The sequence below is a fragment of the Campylobacter concisus genome, from assembly GCF_902460415.1.
Lineage (GTDB): Bacteria > Campylobacterota > Campylobacteria > Campylobacterales > Campylobacteraceae > Campylobacter_A > Campylobacter_A concisus_Y.
Genome location: NZ_CABPTY010000001.1, coordinates 269,599 through 286,716, shown reverse-complemented (window position 1 = coordinate 286,716; position 17,118 = coordinate 269,599). Strand labels below are relative to the sequence as shown.

The window sequence follows — 17,118 nt, the reverse complement described above, 5'->3', positions numbered from 1 at the left end:
TTAAAAAAACAATTTATTTATCATGATGATAAAGACGCAAACTGGCGCCACATATCTTAATAAAAAATACCATGCACTAAATACAAAGTCGCTCATATATGGACTAAATAGCACATAAAGTGCCTCTCTTTTCATAAAATATCCAACAAATATCGCTCCACCAATACCACTAATTGGAAGCAGAACATTTGAAGCGGTAAAGTCAAGAAAATCAAAGAAATTTTTACCAAAGAGCATAAATTTGTCGCCAACATTTTCTATATTTGATAAAAGACATAAAAATCCTAAAACAAAAACACCAGCTCCAACTATACTAAGAGCTTTTATCCTGCTAATGCCATACTCTCTGATCAAGAAAAATACAAACGGCTCTACGATAGAGATGGCTGAAGTAATGCCAGCAAAGATAAGCGCAGCAAAAAATGCTACAGCTAAAATTTGACCTATCACGCCAAGCTTAGCAAAGAGCGTTGGAAGCGAGATAAAGACAAGTCCTGGTCCTTGAGACGGCTCGGCACCAAATTCAAATATAAATGTAAAGATAACAAGACCCATCATAATGGCTAGGACGATGTTTATAAAAACGATACTTAGCGTAGAAGTAGCTAAATTTGTATCATCGCTTAAGCTAGCTGAATATGTAATGATCGCTGCCATACCAAGAGATAGTGTCCAAAAAGCAAGCCCAAGAGCAAGCAAGAGCGAGTTAAATGAAATTTTACTAAAATCAGGAACAAGTAAAAACTCAGCCGATTTTGTAAAGCCATTCATCGTCATAGAAAAGATAAGCATGATTAAAACCATGATAAATAGGCTTGGCATCATCCAAACATTTAGCTTTTCAATGCCACTTTTCACTCCTTTTGAAAGGATAAAAAAGCAAGCTACAAATGCTATAACAAAATAAAGTGTCTGCTCGCCAAGACCATGTGTAAGAAGCTCGTTAAATATTACTTTTGAACTTTCTATATCGTTTGGAAGACCGGTAAAAGATAGTGTGAAATACTTAAAGACCCAGCCGATGATAACAATATAATAAGATGAGATTATAGCTGCGGTTACCATAGCTAAAATTCCAACTAGTTGCCATAAATTTTTATTTTTATTCGCTAACTTTCTAAAGGCATTTACACTATCGCTCTCACTAAGTTTGCCAATACTTAGCTCTGCCATAAAGATAGGTATGCCAACTAAAAACGTTATCAAAAGATATAAAATAACAAATGCCGATCCACCATTTTCACCGACCATATATGGAAATTTCCATGCATTTCCAAGTCCAACCGCTGATCCTGCAACTGCTAAAACATAACCTATTTTAGAAAACTGTTCTTTTGCCATTATGCAATCTCCCTTACTAACACCACAAAAACTAGAACTGGTGCTACAAACCTTATTAAAAAATACCAAATTTTAAAAACAACCTTACCCATATAAGGCAAGAATAGCTCTTTTAAAAGCTCAAATTTCATAAAGTATCCAACAAAAATGGCAAATATAATGCCACCAAGTGGGAGCATAATGTTTGAGCTAAGATAATCAAGCAAATCAAAAAAGCTCTTACCAAAAAATGTAAGTGGCTCCTTAAAATCGCTGATGCCGCTTAACGCACATAAAATTCCTAAAACATAAACTACGGCACCAACAATAATAATTGATCTATTTCTACTAAATCCCAAGCTTTTATTTAAGAAAAATATAAATGGTTCAACTAGTGAAATAACCGATGTTATACCAGCAAAAAATAGAGATGTAAAAAATGCAAAAGCTAAGAAATTTCCAAGCAAACCAAGCTTTGCAAAAAGCGTTGGAAGCGAGATAAATGCTAACCCTGCACCCTTTGATGGCTCTGAGCCAAATTCATAGGTGAATGTAAAAACTATAAGTCCTATAATTACGCTAATAATTATATTTGCAAAGACTACATAAAGTGATGAAGTGAATAAATTTGTATCATTGCCTAGGCTTGATGAGTAAGTTAAAATGCAACCAATACCAATACACATCGTAAAAAAAGCTAACCCAAGAGCATTTAAGATAGCGCCTTGATCTATCTTTGAAAAGTCTGGCACTAGTAAAAATTTAGCCGCCTCATCAAATCCATTCATACCAAAAGAGTAGCCAAGCATAAGCAAAAGTAAAATAAAAAGTGCTGGAATGAGATATACATTTATACGTTCTATTCCACTTTTTATACCTTTTGTAAGTATAAAAAAGTAGGCAAAAAAAGCGATACTAAAATACAAAATTTGCTCCTCTATGCCCTTTGAAGTAAAATTTACAAAAAGCGCTTCTGAGCTTGCCATATCTTTTGGAAGCTCACCGAGACTTAAGATAACGTATTTTAAAACCCAGCCAATAATAAGCGTGTAAAAAGATGCGATAAATAACCCTGTCACCATCACAACACCAGCAAATTTCCAAGAATTTGCCCCCTTTGTAGCTAGACTCTTAAATGCTCCAACCGTGTCAAGGCGTAAAATTTTACCCATTGCCATCTCAGCAAAAAATATACTAAGCCCAACTACAAAAGCAAAAAATAGATATATAAGAATAAATGCTGAACCACCGTTACTACCGACCATATATGGAAATTTCCATGCATTACCAAGGCCAATAGCCGCTCCAATGATAGAAAGAACAAAACCAACTTTACTAAATCTATCCATCATTTACCTGCTATTTGATAGATCATGATGGCGCAAATTGCGATTGGTACGATGTATCTTAAAGCAAAATACCAAATTTCAAAAAATACTTTTCCCATAAATTCGCCAAAGAGTAGATATAGGCTCTCTTTTTTAAGTTTATAGCCAACAAAAAAACTAAAAATTATGGCGCCTATTGGCATCATTATATTTGAAGTAAGAAAATCAAGCGCATCAAAGACTGGCTTACCAAAAATACTAAAGATATTAGCCGTCTGTGCATAATATGAAAAAATACAAAAAAGGCCTAAAATATAGACAAAAATTCCAATATAAACAAGAGCCATCTTGCGTGAAATTTCAAATTTTCTAACCAAATAATAAGCAAATGGTTCAATCATCGAAACAGCACTTGTAACACCAGCAAATAAAAGCGAAACAAAAAATGCGATGGCCATGACATTGCCAACTATCCCAAGTTTTGCGAAGAGTGTAACAAGTGAGATAAAAATAAGCCCTGGTCCACTTGCCGTACTATCAGCTCCATAAGCAAATATAAATGTAAAGACCACAAGTCCCATCATAACGCCTATTAATATGTTTATAAAGATGATAGAAAGCGTTGATTTTATAAGATTTGTCTGCTCTGGTAAATTTGCAGCATATGTCGGTATGACGCCAACACCCATAGATAGCGAGAAGAACGCGAGTCCAAGAGCCTGTAAAACAACATCTGGCGTGATCGCGCTAAAATTTGGTACAAATAAAAATTTAGCCGCCTTAACAAAGCCATCACCCATGCTAATTGCATAAAAAAGTATACAAACAAGTAGTATAAAAAGGCCCGGCATCATCCAAATATTTAGCTTTTCTATGCCGCTTTTTACACCTTTTGAAACAGCAAAAAATACCATTAAAAAGACTAGACTAAAGCAAAGCACGGCACTGGTTAGATCATTTGCCAAAAGCGTGTTAAACTGCGCTGCAGCCTCTTCTTGATTGCTTAAAAGTGACGAAAAGCTAAGATAAATATACTTTAATATCCAGCCAATGACAACCATATAAAACGAAGCAATAAGTATCGCTCCTATCATAAAAAAGCCTGAAAAAGACCATATTTTTTTGTGTTTTGGAGCAAGTTTATAAATGGAGCTTACAACGTCACTCTCACCAAGCTTACCAATGCTAAGCTCTGCTAAAAACGCTACAAAAGCGATAGCAAACGTGAGAAGTAAATATAAAATTATAAACGCTGAGCCGCCATTGTTTCCTACCATTGTTGGAAATTTCCATGCATTACCAAGTCCAACAGCCGATCCTGCCATAGCAAGAACAAAGCCTATTTTTGAAAATTTTTCATTTATCATTGATTACCTGAGATTAAGAATAAATTAATTTTTTCAAAGATAACATAAAAAAACTTTTATTTTTCTAAGCCAAGAATTTTTTATGGGCAATTTAAATTTTTAGTGTTTTTATTTGAAACAAAGTTTTGTTTTTGTAATATTACGGCTCATAAAGTTTAAGTAGGGGACAGATCCGAAAGAGCTTTAAAATTTTAAAGGAGCAACGATGAAAAAGATCGTGTTTTTAATTCTTGGTCTTGCCGCATTTGCATTTGGCGCTGATGGCGAGATGATTAGATCATATTCAGTTATCGCTGGTGGTATTGGCCTTGGCCTTGCAGCCCTTGGTGGCGCTATTGGTATGGGCAATACAGCTGCTGCAACAATTAGCGGAACAGCTAGAAACCCAGGTGTTGGTAGCAAACTTATGACTACAATGTTTATCGCTCTTGCGATGATCGAAGCACAAGTTATCTACGCACTTGTTATTACGCTTATCGTTCTTTACGCAAACCCAATGCTTGGCTAAGCGTAAAGCTTAAATTTAGCCCCTCTTTGGGGCTTTTACTCTTTTTGCGATCATGGTGGAATTGGTAGACACGCTATCTTGAGGGGGTAGTGCCGCTAGGTGTGCGAGTTCGAGTCTCGCTGATCGCACCATCTAATCTTACACTTCAAAATCCAAAATCTTACAAAATTTAAAAAGGGGGAATTTATGCTAGATAAAAAGCGTGCTTTAAAACAGCTACAAAATGAAGCAGATGACACCGCTATCTATACATTACTCGAAGCTAGTGAAAAAGACGATGAGAACAAAAAAATACTTCGCAAATTAATCACCGAAGAGAGACGCCACTATGCTTTTTGTCAAAAGATAACTGGCGAAAGCAGAAGTGCAAATTTATTCAAAGTCATCTTATACACAATACTTGTTAAAATTTTTGGCACATCTTTTACTCTGAAATTTATGGAGTCACGCGAAGAAAATGCTGAGAAATTTTATCTTGACATCGTAGATGAATATCCTGAAGCTCGTGATATTTACGAAGAGGAGATGAACCACGAAAATAGTCTAATCTCCATGTTAAAAGACACAAAGCTCGTAAATGCTGGTGGTATCGTGCTTGGCATGAATGATGCTTTAGTTGAGCTAACTGGCACACTTAGCGGCATCGCGCTTGCCTTTTCAAATACAAAATCAGTTGGCGCAACAGGCCTTATCATGGGCGTGGCAGCTGCACTTTCTATGGCTGGCTCAGCATATCTCGAGTCAAAAGAAAATCCAAGCGACGAGATCAAACCACTTACCTACTCGTTCTACACAGGCGGTTCGTACATCATAACAACGGCATTTTTGATACTTCCATTTTTCATCTTTACAAGCGGTCTTTACGCCGTCTTGTCGATGTTTTTCTTTGCACTAGTTGCCATCATCACTTACAACTTTTATATAAGCGTGGCAAAGGAGCTTAAATTTTTGCCAAGAGTGATTGAGATGTGTGTGATAACTTTTGGCGTTGCGATCATATCTTTTGGCATCGGCTTTTTAGTCAAACACTACTTTGGACTAGATATTTAATCCAAAATTTCATACCAAGTGTAACTATCGTCACCAAAATTTCCACTAAAAAGTGGTTTTAAATTTAGATCAAGGCTCAAATTTTCACCAATTTTGAAATTTGAGCCTTGATAGATAAGTAGCCATTTTACATTTGCTAGCTTGCCCTCTTTTGCAAGTTTCAAAAACTCGCCAGATCCTTCAAACATGCTAAGACCTTTTAGATCAAGCTCTTTTTGAATGCTAACTTTGCGATTTGGTACGCTAAAAAGTGGCAATGTTTCATCAAATTTATCGTCTCTTGAGTAGATTATGACGTCTGGGTTTTTGCCATTTTTTACAAGTCTGGTATCGAGCTTTGGTCGGTCTGTCCGCACTGTATTGCCACCGATCACCAATGTGTCTATGACGCTTCTAAGTTTATGCACATGCGTGCGGCTAAGCTCATTTGTGATGATGCCACCACTTGCCACGCCGTTTTTACTAAGAGCTATTTTTAAAAAGCTAAATCCACCATTTTGGTATGCCAAAAATGGTTCAAGTAGCTTATCGCAGCGCTCTTTTAAAACGCCAAATTTAACATTCACTCCAGCACTCTTAAGTAAATTTCCACCGCCACTTGCTATTTTATTTTCATCATGGCTGCCAATTATCACATCGCTAAAGCCAAGCTCTTTTAGCAAATTTGCACAAGGTGGCGTTTTGCCGTGATGCGAGCAAGGCTCAAGTGTGACATAAGCTTTTGCATTTTTTAGTAAATTTGAGTGGTTATTTAGTATAAATTCATAGGTAAATTTTGGCTCTAAAAGGCCAAATTCGCCATCTTTTATATCGAAGCTAAATTTGGCGTTATACGCTTTTATAAAATCATCTTTAAATTTTTCACTTTTTTTGCAAAGCGCAAAAAGTATCGCTGTCGGTTCAGCGTGTAAATATCCAGCCTTTTCATGAGCCTTGCAAGATAAAATTTGCCCATTTTCATCAAGGATAAGGCATCCAACGGCTGGATTTGGATAGGTTAATATTTGAAATTTCCAAGCCTCGCTTAAAGCAAGATCCATGTAAAATTCGTCGTTCATCTTAACAGACTATTTTTATTTTCCTATATCTTTTATTTCATCAACAAGAGTTTTTGAGATCAAGTCGATATCGGTCGGCTCATCCTCTGCGTCCCACCTAAAAGCAGCGATCTCTGCCAAAACCGCGATCTCTTTAAAATAGCTATATTTCGTTGTAGAAACTGGTATAGAGTAAGAGACCAAAAGCCTATCATCGTTATCATAAATTTTCACGCTATAGCGAAAGTGTGGCTTGTTTAACGCCTTGCCACCCCAGTTAAACCATCTTTCATAGTCCATTTGTATTTTTATCTTGAAACTATTTTCGTCCCCTAAAATACCCTGCTCTTTTAGATGTTTGTTTATAAATTCCACAAACTCATCACTAAGCTCGCTTTCATTTTTATAGTTAGTGTTGTGCTCGTATCTAGTTGGTTGATTCGTCAATGTTAGGTTAAAATCACTAACAATATATTTAGCCACGCCTTTTTGTATCGGCGTTGGCTCAACATTATATTTATATCTTCCCGAGCATCCAACGAAGAAAACACTTAAAAATATTAAAAAGAGTATTTTTACAAATTTCATATTTCTCCAAATTTAAGACAAGCCGTCGATCTTGCCGTCTGCATCTATCCTCATATTGACAGCAGCTGGTACTTTTGGAAGTCCTGGCATTAGCATGATCTTACCGCAAACTGCAACTATAAAGCCAGCCCCGGTTCTAATATCAAGATCTTTTACGCTAAATGTAAAGCCCTTTGCTCTGCCCAAAAGCTTCGCATCATCACTAAAAGAGTACTGCGTTTTTGCGATACAAACTGGCAAATGGCTCAAATTTAGCTCTTTTATCATCTCGAGCTTTTTAAGAGCAGCCTCCTCAAAGATCACCTCGCCAGCTCCATAAATTTCCTTAGCGACCTTTTCTATTTTAGTTTTCGTATCATCGCTCATCTCGTATGTGAAATTTATCTTGCTTGGCTTATCGCACGCTTTTAAAACTAGTTCTGCAAGCTCAAGCGCGCCTTTGCCACCTTTTAAGAAATTCTCACAAACTGCCACTTCTACACCAAGCTCATGGCAATACTCTTTTACGAAATTTATCTCTTCATCTGTGTCAAAGCCAAATTTGTTAAGTGCCACAACTACGTTTTGTCCAAATTTTTCTTTTAAATTTTCGATATGCCCACCAAGGTTTTCGATACCTTTTTTAAGGGCGTTCATATCTGGTTTTATTATCTCGTCTTTGTTTGATTCGCCGTTATATTTTAGCGATCTGATCGTACTTACAAGCACCACAGCGCTTGGTTTAATATCGGCAACCCTGCATTTTATATCTAAAAATTTCTCCGCACCAAGCTCAGAGCCAAAGCCAGCTTCAGTGATGACGTAGTCAGCTAAATTTAGAGCTGTTTTTGTTGCGATGACTGAGTTGCAGCCGTGCGCGATGTTTGCAAATGGACCACCATGCACGAGCGTAGGTGTGTGCTCAAGCGTTTGAAATAAATTTGGCTTGATCGCATCTTTTAAAAGTATACAAACAGCGTCTTGACAGCCTAGATCACGCACGTAGATAGGCTTTTTATCACTATCGTAGGCAACCATGATATTTGCCACACGCTCTTTTAGATCTGATAAGCTTGTGGCTAGACAAAGCACAGCCATGATCTCGCTTGCAGCGGTGATGTTAAAGCCATCTTCTCTTGGCACGCCATCTGTTCTACCGCCCTGACCCACAGTGATAAATCTAAGCGCGCGATCGTTCATATCCATACAGCGCTTCCATAAAATTTTCTCTATTTTTAGTGGGTTTTCTTGATATAGGCTATTATCTATCATTGCTGAAATAAGGTTATTTGCCGATGTTATAGCATGAAAATCGCCAGTGAAGTGTAAATTTAGATCCTCCATCGGCGCAAGCTGCGAGTAGCCACCGCCTGCTGCTCCACCCTTTATGCCAAAAACTGGCCCCAAAGATGGCTCACGAAGTGCTAGACAAACCTTTTTACTAAGTAAATTTAGTGCGTCGGCTAGACCAATCGACATAGTCGTTTTACCCTCGCCGTATGGGGTTGGATTGGTCGCGGTGACTAAGATGAGCTTTGAGTTTGATGGCTCAAGTCTAGGGGAAATTTTAGCCTTAAATTTTCCGTAAAGCTCGAGCTCGTCTTCGCTTAAGCCTAGTCTTGCGGCAACTTTACTGATGTGTTCAAGTTTCGTTTGGTGAGTTATCTCGATGTCGCTTAGCATTTTACCACTCCAAATATGTTTTTGCTTTTTTTATCTCACTGATGTTGATCTCAAAAATTCCCTCTTCATTTTCTACTGCAATGCTCTCTTCGTTCGCTTTTACGAGCCTTCCTGCAAATTTTTCAGCATCTGTTTGAACTTTTACAAGCTCACCAACGCTCGCTTTAAAGTGAGATGGCTTACTAAGCTTTCTCTCAAGGCCAGGTGAGCTAACTTCGAGGTTATAATCCCCGCTAACTGGCGGTGTCACGTCAAAAATAGGCGAGAGCAATCGGCTCACTTTTTCACAGTCATCAAGACTCACTCCGCCATTTTTCGTGATATAAACTCTAAAAATAGCCCTGCCATTTTCATTTGCGATCTCGCTGTCGTAAAGCTCTACGCCGCATTCGCCTACTAGTTTGTTTAAATTATCCATTTTTGTTTAAATCCTTTGAAATTTTATCAAACAACTTATTCATATGGTTTTGATACTCTAATCTATCATCAAATTTAAAGTGAAAATTTGGGCATCTGTACCAGCCCTCAGCTGCCATACAGTGGTTTTGCAAATGCCTACAAACTCGCTTCAAATGTCCCAAAATATACTCTTGTTCACGCTCATCAAAAGCCATCTTATCAAGATAAACAAAGGCGTCATATCTGCCCTTTTTACACTCTACATCAGTGACACAAAGTCCTTTTAAAATGCTATCTTCAAGAGTGGCTAGAGCCTCTGGGATGAGCTCTTTTAGCACACTCTCTGTTCTCATACGCTTTATTTCGTTAGCGTTCATAGAGTAGCTTTCTCCTTGACTTCTTTAAAGCTTTCGATATAGTCGTTTTCTCTGATGTCATTGAAATTTTCGATACCAACGCCACACTCGTAGCCTTTAGCAACCTCTTTGACATCATCTTTGAAGCGTTTTAGTGAGCTTACTAAGCCCTCATAAACGACCACGCCTTCTCTAATAAGACGAATTTTTGCACCTCTGTTTATCGTGCCCTCAGTGACGATACATCCAGCAATAGTACCGACTTTTGGCACATGGATCACTTGGCGAACCTGAGCTTGACCAAGCTGCTCTTCTCTAATTATCGGTGACATTAGTCCGCCCAAGATCGCTTTCACGTCGTCAATTAAATTATAAATAACGTTGTAAGTCTTTATCTCGACACCGCTCTCTTTTGCCTTTTCTTTTATCTCGCCAGTTGGTCTTATGTTAAAACCAAGGATTATACAGTCTTCACTCGCACTAGCAAGTGCCACGTCACTTTGCGTGATGCCGCCAACACCAGAGTGGATAACATTTACTCTGATCTCATCATTTGCTAGTTTTTCTAGGCTTGCTTTTAGCGCCTCAAGTGAACCACCAACGTCAGCTTTGATGATGACTGGAAGCGTCTTTAACTCACCCTCGGCAATCTTGGCGCTAAGCTCATCAATACTAACTTTTGTACTCTTACTAAGCTCTTTTTGGCGGATATATTCAGCTTTTTTCTGTGCGTATTCACGAGCCTCTTTATCAGTTTTTACGCCTATTAATGTCTCGCCAGCCTCTGCTATTTCGCTAAGACCTACTATCACACCACATTCACCTGGTTTTATATCTTGTAAAGGCTTACCTTGGTCATCAAGCAAGCTTCTTATCTTTCCATATGCAACGCCAGCTACGACAGTATCTCCAACATGAAGCGTACCATTTTCAACGATGATAGTGGCTACTGGACCACGACCCTTTTGAAGCGAGCTCTCGATAACCGTTGCTTTTGCATTTGCCTTTGGATTTGCTTTTAGCTCCAAAAGATCAGCTTGCAAAAGCACGATCTCAAGTAGATCATCTATGCCCATGCCTGTTTTTGCAGAGATCGGCACAAATTCATACTTGCCACCCCACTCTGTTGGCATAATGTCAAGCTCAGCAAGACCAGTCTTTACTAGGTCAGGATTTGCTGACTCTTTATCCATTTTGTTTATCGCGATGATTATTGGCACACCAGCGGCTTTTGCGTGGCTGACCGCCTCTTTTGTCTGTGGTTTTACGCCGTCATCTGCTGCAACAACGATGATAACTATATCAGTTACGCCAGCACCCCTTGCACGCATAGCGGTAAACGCTTCGTGACCTGGAGTGTCGATAAATGTAATATTTTTGCCGTTTTTATTTACCATATAAGCACCCACGTGCTGAGTGATACCGCCAGCCTCGCCAGCTGCTACGCGAGAATTTCTAATGTAATCAAGCAATGAAGTTTTACCATGATCAACGTGACCCATGATGGTTATGACTGGTGCTCTTGGCTGGAGATTTTCATCGTCTTTTATCTCTTCTTCATAGGCTGCTACGTAGTCAAATTCTTTTTGATCGTCGATGATATTAACCTCTACATTAAACTCATCAGCCAAAATTTCTATCGCATCTTCATCCAAAAAGTCATTTTTTGTTGTCATCATACCAAGCATAAATAACTTACCTATGATCTCACTTGGCTGCTTATTTAGCTTTTCAGCAAATTCATAAACACGAATTTCTTTTGGAATATTTATAGACGTCACAGCTTCGTTGTTTTGCTTATTTTCAGGCTTTTTGTGTTTTTTTCTAGCTCTTCTTTGAATGCCGCCTTCGCCAAATGAATTTATCGTGTTATTGATCGTAGTTCTCATAACATTTGGCTGTTTTGTCTTTTGAGCAGGTACTGGTGCTGGGGTTTTAAAGCTAAAATCAGGAAGAACAACTACATCTTCATCTTCTAGTACAATGTCACCAAAATCACTTCCGCCAAGTAGATCCATCTTCTGAGTGTTATCCTTTTTACTTGCAACAACTACTTTTTTATCTTTTTTCTTTTTCTTAGCTAAATTTTCATCATTTGCTGAAAACATACTTTTAAAATCGCTTATATTAGCTATGCTTGGCTCAGGCTTTTTCTCTTCTTTTGTAGCAATTGGCGCTTCATAGTCTTTTTTCTTTTTTACTATCACAAGGCCACGTCTTTTTTGAGTCACATCGGCCAAGCTCTCTTTTGGCCTTGGAGCTTCGACTTGTTTTTGCTCTACTTTTATTTCTTCTTTTTTAGGCTCAATTTTTTGTTTTTCTTCTAAAATTTGTGCCTCTTTCTTAGGCTCAGCTTTTACCGACTTTGACTCAGTTTTAGTAGTAGCTTTTTTAGGTTCACTTTTTTGTTTTTCTTCTTTTTTTACTGACTCTTTTTCTACTTCTTTTTTAGGCTCTTTTTTTGGTTTAGGTTCACTCTTTTTCTTTTTAAATTTATCTGGTATCACGCCAGTTTGAACATATTCATATATAGCTTCGGCCTCTTCAAGGCTAACTGCATTTGAGTGAGTTTTGACTTTTAATCCTAACTCTTGAGCTTTTCCTACTATCTCTTTACTTGGATAGCCAAGCTCGTTTGCGATCTCTGAAATCCTAACATTGCTCATTTAAGAGTATCTCCTTTAACTTTGGTGCATCACAAATAAAAGCACCTTTAGTTTGTTTATCAATTATTTTTTTTAAAATTTTTATATCTTTTTGCATACATTTGTCGCACAGATAAAAGCTACGACCATTTCCTTTGCCATGCTCTAAATTTTTACCTACCAAGCGGTATCTTTTTAGCAAGCTCTGAGAAATTTTAATTTTACAAGCGACACATGTCCTTACAGGATTATTTTTGTTCATTATATCTTTTTAAACTTGTTTTTAGCTTTGCGTAATTTCGTATCCATCGTTATCAAATGAAAAAACCTCAACCCTAAAATCACTAAATTTACTCTTTAAAATATCTTGTAAATTTTTAGCATCATCTTTGTAAGCGATATTTAAAAAGCTTGAGCCTGAGCCTGAAAGCGTGCTCATTAAAGCACCATTTTCATAAGCTACTTTTCTAACTTCAAAAAGCTCTTCTAAAGCGTGCATTCTACGCTCTTCATGCATCAAATCTTTGCTTGCTATTTTTAAGAGATCATACTTTTTTTCATAAAAACAAGACGTTAAAAAAGCAGCATGAGATAAGTTATTTACACACTCTTTCATCGTATAGTTTTTTGGCAAAATTTGTCTTGACGAGGATGTACTCATTGGTTTATTTGGGATAACAACTACCGCCTTTATCTCGTCGCTTAAATTTATTTTATTTGCGTAGACATTGCCATTTTTTACGATCGCGCTGATAAATCCGCCGTGAACTGCTGGCGAGATATTATCAGGATGGGTTTCATAGATGATAGCTTTATTTAAAACCGTATCTTTACTTGCCTTAAAGCCAGCCATTTCGTACGCTGAAGCAATGGCTCCAACGATAACAGCGGAGCTACTGCCAAGTCCCCTTGAAAATGGGATATTATTTTCAAAAACGACTCTAAAATTTTCATTTTTACCAGTTAGCTCAAAAAAAATTTCATTAAAAATACTTAGGAATATGTTATTTCTCTTTAAATTTACACTTCCACTGCCTTCGCCGTTTATCGACACTGAGCTAAATTTTGCTGACTCGATTTTCACGCTATTAAAAAGCTTCAAACTAAGCCCCAAAGCATCAAAACCAGGGCCCAAATTCGCACTTGTTGCAGGCACTAAGATATTCAAAATTTCTCCTAAACTGCTTGGATGATATAATCTGGAAGTGTATCTGAATTTAGTTTTAATTCATCTAAATTTAAAGGCAACCTAAATCCTACTGGCTCTACTTTTTTAAGTGAAATTTTGCCATCTTTTAAAATGAAGCTTAAATTTTTATTTGCTCTGATCGCTTGACCTCCATTTAAGCTAAAGCCGCTAACCGCATAAAATTCGCAACCCTTTACTAAAGAGAAAGTCTTTAAAATGACATAGGCCACCTTTAACCCCATAAAGCTTCCTGGCGTATTTGCATAGATAATTTTTGTGATATTGAATTTAGAGGATAAATTTTCTAAGATTTTTATCAAAGCTTCACTGACATGTTCATCAGTAGTAATTTCATCAAATTTTACGCCGTCTTTATAAACTCCAACCAAGAGCGGAGTCGATAAAGAGACAACTAAAATTTCAATATTTTCTATGCGAATACCTTTTGATACTCTTTTAGAAGTTCACCGTTTAGAGTTGCGATCTCGTAGTTTTTCTCATCGGCCATCAAAGCAAGAGTTAATTTGTGATTTAGATCGTGGCTTCCAGCAAATGCTGTATAATCGCCCAATAAAGGCGCTCCAAGCAAGCTTAAATCACCAATCGCATCTAAAATTTTGTGCCTTACAAACTCATTTTCAAATCTCAAACCCTCTGGATTTAGGATATGCGTATCATCGATTGCCACGGCATTATCAAGCGATGCACCAAGAGCTAAATTTTGAGCTTGCAAACGCTGTAAATCTTTCAAAAATCCAAAAGTTCTAGCACGAGCTATATTTTTTATAAAAGAGCTTTTACTAAAATCAAAAACATATCTTTGTTCACCAATAACTGGATGATCAAATTTTATCGTGTAGTCAAATTTTGGATTTCTTGAAGGTGAAGTTCGCACAAATTTAGAACCCTCAACGACTTCAACTTCGCGGCGGACAAGAATTACTTTTTTGCCAGCATCAAGATATCTTATGCCAGCTTCATCAAGTAGCATACAAAAGCTTATTGCACTACCGTCCATCACTGGAATTTCATTTGCATCAACAGAGATTCTAATATTATCAATACCGTAACCATTTATGGCTGACATCAGGTGTTCGATCGTACTAATAAAGCCCTTTTCGTTACCAACAACGGTTGCCATTTGCGTATTTATAACATTTTTAGGTTCAGCTTTAAAACTAATACCAAGATCTTCGCGGTGCAAAATAATACCAGAATTTGCATCAAGAGGTTCTAGTATAAGTCTTATCGGCTCACCTTTATGAAGCCCTATACCAACGGTCTCAACGCGTCTTGCGATAGTAGTTTGTTTCAAGAATTTTCCTTATATTTTTAATGCGCTTATGATAGCACTAAAAAATCAATTTTGCAAATTTTTAGTTCTTATCTATCATCGCTTTTGCAGCATCTAAGACACTTGTGATATTATCTTTTATCCACTTTTTGTCCATCCATTGTTGTGGTCTCACCTCTTCGCCTTGGACTAAAATTCCAAAGTGAAGGTGATCGCCAAGCGCAAGACCACTAGTTCCAGTAGTGCCTATTTGATCGCCAGCTGCCACCATATCGCCCTCTTTTACTCTAGTGCTTGAGCAGTGTCCATAAAGCGAATAAAGCCCAAATCCATGATCTATCACAATGTTTAAACCATAAATTCCATTCTCAGATGCTAGCACAACGCGACCAGCATTACTAGCTATTATAGGAGCCGCTGCCACGCTTGCAAAGTCTATTCCCATATGCCAAGATTCGCTTACTTGCTCGTTATTATATGTATAGTATCGGTGATCGGCGAAGTCAGCCACTTTTTTACCATTTCTTAGTGGGTAAAATGGTGTCACACTAAAGCCAGCTAACATCTCATCGCCAGGATTTGTAGTAAGTGCTGTTATCTTTTCCTCATTTGAGTTTCGAAGCGTTTCATTGACAAATCTCATTTTCTCAAGCCTTGAAAGCGCACTTGGATCTTTTGCATATTGATCTGTTAAATCAACTATCTTACCATCTAAAAATCTATCATTTAATGCAATAGTTGAAGTTTTATACTTTACATTTTCGTAAAAATACCTAACATGTGACTTACTTTCGTTGCCTGCAAAGTCTCTTGCAATGACCTCAGCACTAAAATTTTCAACCTGAACTGGCCAAGCAACAAGTGCTGCATAAAAGCCCTCTTTATAAAATGGCACTGCCTTAAATTTCTTACCAAAATTTGTCTGCACATAAACCTCTTTTAGCTGATTATCAGTTGCTCTAAAGACCACAACCGCGCTACCACCTTTTGAGATAGAATAAGACTGTGAAAGTACGTAAAGATCAGGCTTTGAAGTATCAAGCACTACTTCAACCTTTTTACTAGCTTTGTTGCCAGTAAAAAAGCTCCATTTGCTAGTATCTACAGCTTCGATATTCATCTCATAGGTATCTTTTTGAGCAAAAAAGCCAGTCTTTGGAAAGGTTAAATTTACATCAAGCTCAGTACTTGGATTTTGTATGATTTGATTTAACAAATTTAGATCATTTTTCCCATCATTCATACTAATTCGTACAAATTTTATACCACTATCGTCTTTAAATTTGATATTCATTGGGGTTCTAAGATTCCAATAAACCTTATCAGCAACACCAATTATCGGTTCATTTCGCTCAAAATCTTTTGACATCAAAGCATAGCCAAAACCACCGGCTAAAATTAAAATTAGCAAAAGCACAACAATACCAAAACCACCAATTCCACGTCTATACATATATTTTTACCTTAAATTTTATTTGCAAAATTTTACACGTAAATCAATAAATTTTTAGTTAATTACAAAATTTCTCTTACAGCCCTAGCGTCGCTCATCCAGGCAAAAAGTTCATCCCAGCGTTCATCTTTGATGAGATCTTTGCACAAATTTAGCTCTTTTTCAAACATATTTATGGCTTCAACAACATTATTTTTATTTTGCTTAAAAATATCGCTCCACATAAAAGGCGAACTCTTTGCGACACGTATCATACCCTTAAATGTAGGTCCGCCAAGTGCTACGATGTGCCTTTTATCCTCTTCTTTTAAAATCCCACTCGCAAGAGAAAATGCAATCGCATGAGGCAAATGCGAAATAAGACCCACGTGATGATCATGCTCTTTCGCACTCATAAAAATGATCTTCATACCAAGGCAAGAAAATAACTCCACGCTTCTTTTTACATGTTTTTCTGCGCTCTCAGCAAAGTCACAAACGATAACAGTTGCTCCTGTGTAAAGTGATTTGAAAGCAGCCTCTGGACCAGAATACTCGGTACCTGCCATTGGATGAGCTGGGATGAAATTTTTACGAATTTTTTCTGGCACAGCTTCTATTATCTTTTGTTTGGTTGAGCCAAAATCAATGATAGTTGTATCTTCGCTAATATCGGTTAAATTTTGCACGATGCTCACGATAGCCTCGACTGGCACAGCCAAAAAGATGATGTCACACTTCTTTTTCATCTCGTCAATGCTTAAAATTTCATGCACCAAGCCAAGCTCTAAGGCCTTTTTGCTATGATTTTCGTCTTTATCGTATCCGCTAACACAAGAGATTAATTTTTCATCTTTTAATGCTAGCCCAAGTGAGCCACCCATAAGACCAAGTCCGATGATACCTATTTTCATAAAAAACCTTCAAAATTATAAAATTTAAA

17 protein-coding genes and 1 tRNA gene are annotated in these 17,118 nt (G+C 37.3%); 3 read left to right on the top strand and 15 right to left on the bottom strand.

Going from position 1 to position 17,118, the window contains the following annotated elements; genetic code table 11:
* The 3 genes from FZ940_RS01400 to FZ940_RS01390 are packed head-to-tail and all read right to left on the bottom strand — an operon-like array spanning position 1 to position 4,015.
* Entirely contained in the window at positions 1-1,341 is a 1,341-nt protein-coding gene (locus FZ940_RS01400; RefSeq protein WP_021090462.1) for a sodium-dependent transporter, read from the bottom strand.
* Positions 1,341-2,672 carry a sodium-dependent transporter gene (locus FZ940_RS01395; RefSeq protein WP_148821230.1) on the bottom strand — a complete coding sequence of 444 codons (1,332 nt, stop codon included), beginning with the start codon at positions 2,670-2,672 and terminating at the stop codon, positions 1,341-1,343. Before FZ940_RS01395 ends, FZ940_RS01400 begins: the two co-directional genes overlap by 1 nt.
* On the bottom strand, positions 2,669-4,015 hold the full coding sequence (locus FZ940_RS01390; RefSeq protein ID WP_148821229.1) for a sodium-dependent transporter: 1,347 nt from the start codon (positions 4,013-4,015) through the stop codon (positions 2,669-2,671). Before FZ940_RS01390 ends, FZ940_RS01395 begins: the two co-directional genes overlap by 4 nt.
* A 205-nt stretch (positions 4,016-4,220) precedes the next feature.
* Between FZ940_RS01390 and FZ940_RS01385 the strand changes: the two genes are divergently transcribed.
* The 3 genes from FZ940_RS01385 to FZ940_RS01375 all read left to right on the top strand — a co-directional run bounded on the left by FZ940_RS01385 (position 4,221) and on the right by FZ940_RS01375 (position 5,573).
* Positions 4,221-4,523: a F0F1 ATP synthase subunit C gene (locus FZ940_RS01385; protein WP_004317263.1), complete on the top strand. Its 303-nt coding sequence runs from the start codon at positions 4,221-4,223 to the stop codon at positions 4,521-4,523.
* Between the two features lie 46 nt (positions 4,524-4,569).
* Positions 4,570-4,654: transfer RNA gene (locus FZ940_RS01380), tRNA-Leu, on the top strand.
* A 55-nt stretch (positions 4,655-4,709) separates the two neighbouring features.
* Entirely contained in the window at positions 4,710-5,573 is an 864-nt protein-coding gene (locus FZ940_RS01375) for a VIT1/CCC1 transporter family protein (protein WP_148821228.1), read from the top strand.
* Here FZ940_RS01375 and ribD read toward each other — a convergent pair.
* From ribD to FZ940_RS01315, 12 genes are all read right to left on the bottom strand, one after another.
* Positions 5,570-6,631 (bottom strand): bifunctional diaminohydroxyphosphoribosylaminopyrimidine deaminase/5-amino-6-(5-phosphoribosylamino)uracil reductase RibD, encoded by a 1,062-nt coding sequence (ribD, locus tag FZ940_RS01370; protein WP_148821227.1) that lies wholly within the window; start codon positions 6,629-6,631, stop codon positions 5,570-5,572. The genes FZ940_RS01375 and ribD overlap by 4 nt on opposite strands.
* Before the next feature lie 15 nt (positions 6,632-6,646).
* On the bottom strand, positions 6,647-7,198 hold the full coding sequence (locus tag FZ940_RS01365; RefSeq protein ID WP_148821226.1) for a hypothetical protein: 552 nt from the start codon (positions 7,196-7,198) through the stop codon (positions 6,647-6,649).
* A gap of 12 nt (positions 7,199-7,210) precedes the next feature.
* On the bottom strand, positions 7,211-8,860 hold the full coding sequence (locus FZ940_RS01360) for a formate--tetrahydrofolate ligase (RefSeq protein WP_148821225.1): 1,650 nt from the start codon (positions 8,858-8,860) through the stop codon (positions 7,211-7,213).
* 1 nt (position 8,861) lies between these two features.
* Positions 8,862-9,278, bottom strand: coding sequence for a ribosome maturation factor RimP (rimP, locus tag FZ940_RS01355; protein WP_148821224.1), 417 nt, complete (start codon positions 9,276-9,278; stop codon positions 8,862-8,864).
* Positions 9,271-9,636 (bottom strand): 30S ribosome-binding factor RbfA, encoded by a 366-nt coding sequence (gene rbfA, locus FZ940_RS01350; RefSeq protein WP_148821223.1) that lies wholly within the window; start codon positions 9,634-9,636, stop codon positions 9,271-9,273. The genes rimP and rbfA overlap by 8 nt, the downstream gene beginning before the upstream one ends.
* Positions 9,633-12,281 carry a translation initiation factor IF-2 gene (infB, locus tag FZ940_RS01345; protein WP_148821222.1) on the bottom strand — a complete coding sequence of 883 codons (2,649 nt, stop codon included), beginning with the start codon at positions 12,279-12,281 and terminating at the stop codon, positions 9,633-9,635. The genes rbfA and infB overlap by 4 nt, the downstream gene beginning before the upstream one ends.
* Positions 12,268-12,444 carry a hypothetical protein gene (locus tag FZ940_RS01340; RefSeq protein ID WP_223154486.1) on the bottom strand — a complete coding sequence of 59 codons (177 nt, stop codon included), beginning with the start codon at positions 12,442-12,444 and terminating at the stop codon, positions 12,268-12,270. The genes infB and FZ940_RS01340 overlap by 14 nt, the downstream gene beginning before the upstream one ends.
* A gap of 99 nt (positions 12,445-12,543) precedes the next feature.
* A complete protein-coding gene (thrB, locus tag FZ940_RS01335; RefSeq protein WP_148821221.1) occupies positions 12,544-13,428 on the bottom strand; it encodes a homoserine kinase in 885 nt (294 codons plus the stop codon).
* A gap of 8 nt (positions 13,429-13,436) precedes the next feature.
* The gene (locus FZ940_RS01330) at positions 13,437-13,838 is read right to left on the bottom strand and encodes a glycoprotease (protein ID WP_148821220.1); all 402 of its coding nucleotides are present in this window, start codon (positions 13,836-13,838) and stop codon (positions 13,437-13,439) included.
* Positions 13,839-13,879: 41 nt separating this feature from the next.
* Positions 13,880-14,764 carry a UDP-3-O-acyl-N-acetylglucosamine deacetylase gene (gene lpxC, locus FZ940_RS01325; RefSeq protein ID WP_148821219.1) on the bottom strand — a complete coding sequence of 295 codons (885 nt, stop codon included), beginning with the start codon at positions 14,762-14,764 and terminating at the stop codon, positions 13,880-13,882.
* A 61-nt stretch (positions 14,765-14,825) separates the two neighbouring features.
* Positions 14,826-16,196, bottom strand: a complete 1,371-nt coding sequence (gene pgp6 / locus FZ940_RS01320) for a peptidoglycan metallopeptidase Pgp6 (RefSeq protein ID WP_148821218.1) — start codon at positions 16,194-16,196, stop codon at positions 14,826-14,828.
* 62 nt (positions 16,197-16,258) lie between these two features.
* On the bottom strand, positions 16,259-17,089 hold the full coding sequence (locus FZ940_RS01315; protein ID WP_084108777.1) for a prephenate dehydrogenase: 831 nt from the start codon (positions 17,087-17,089) through the stop codon (positions 16,259-16,261).
* Between the last annotated feature and the right edge of the window lie 29 nt (positions 17,090-17,118).

Coding starts and splice junctions, on each gene's coding strand:
- infB (WP_148821222.1), bottom strand. CDS start 12,281: ATGAGCAATGTTAGGATTTCAGAGATCGCAAACGAGCTTGGCTATCCA.
- FZ940_RS01400 (WP_021090462.1), bottom strand. CDS start 1,341: ATGGCAAAAGAACAGTTTTCTAAAATAGGTTATGTTTTAGCAGTTGCA.
- FZ940_RS01315 (WP_084108777.1), bottom strand. CDS start 17,089: ATGAAAATAGGTATCATCGGACTTGGTCTTATGGGTGGCTCACTTGGG.
- FZ940_RS01375 (WP_148821228.1), top strand. CDS start 4,710: ATGCTAGATAAAAAGCGTGCTTTAAAACAGCTACAAAATGAAGCAGAT.
- rimP (WP_148821224.1), bottom strand. CDS start 9,278: ATGGATAATTTAAACAAACTAGTAGGCGAATGCGGCGTAGAGCTTTAC.
- FZ940_RS01385 (WP_004317263.1), top strand. CDS start 4,221: ATGAAAAAGATCGTGTTTTTAATTCTTGGTCTTGCCGCATTTGCATTT.
- ribD (WP_148821227.1), bottom strand. CDS start 6,631: ATGAACGACGAATTTTACATGGATCTTGCTTTAAGCGAGGCTTGGAAA.
- pgp6 (WP_148821218.1), bottom strand. CDS start 16,196: ATGTATAGACGTGGAATTGGTGGTTTTGGTATTGTTGTGCTTTTGCTA.
- FZ940_RS01395 (WP_148821230.1), bottom strand. CDS start 2,672: ATGATGGATAGATTTAGTAAAGTTGGTTTTGTTCTTTCTATCATTGGA.
- rbfA (WP_148821223.1), bottom strand. CDS start 9,636: ATGAACGCTAACGAAATAAAGCGTATGAGAACAGAGAGTGTGCTAAAA.
- FZ940_RS01390 (WP_148821229.1), bottom strand. CDS start 4,015: ATGATAAATGAAAAATTTTCAAAAATAGGCTTTGTTCTTGCTATGGCA.
- FZ940_RS01360 (WP_148821225.1), bottom strand. CDS start 8,860: ATGCTAAGCGACATCGAGATAACTCACCAAACGAAACTTGAACACATC.
- FZ940_RS01365 (WP_148821226.1), bottom strand. CDS start 7,198: ATGAAATTTGTAAAAATACTCTTTTTAATATTTTTAAGTGTTTTCTTC.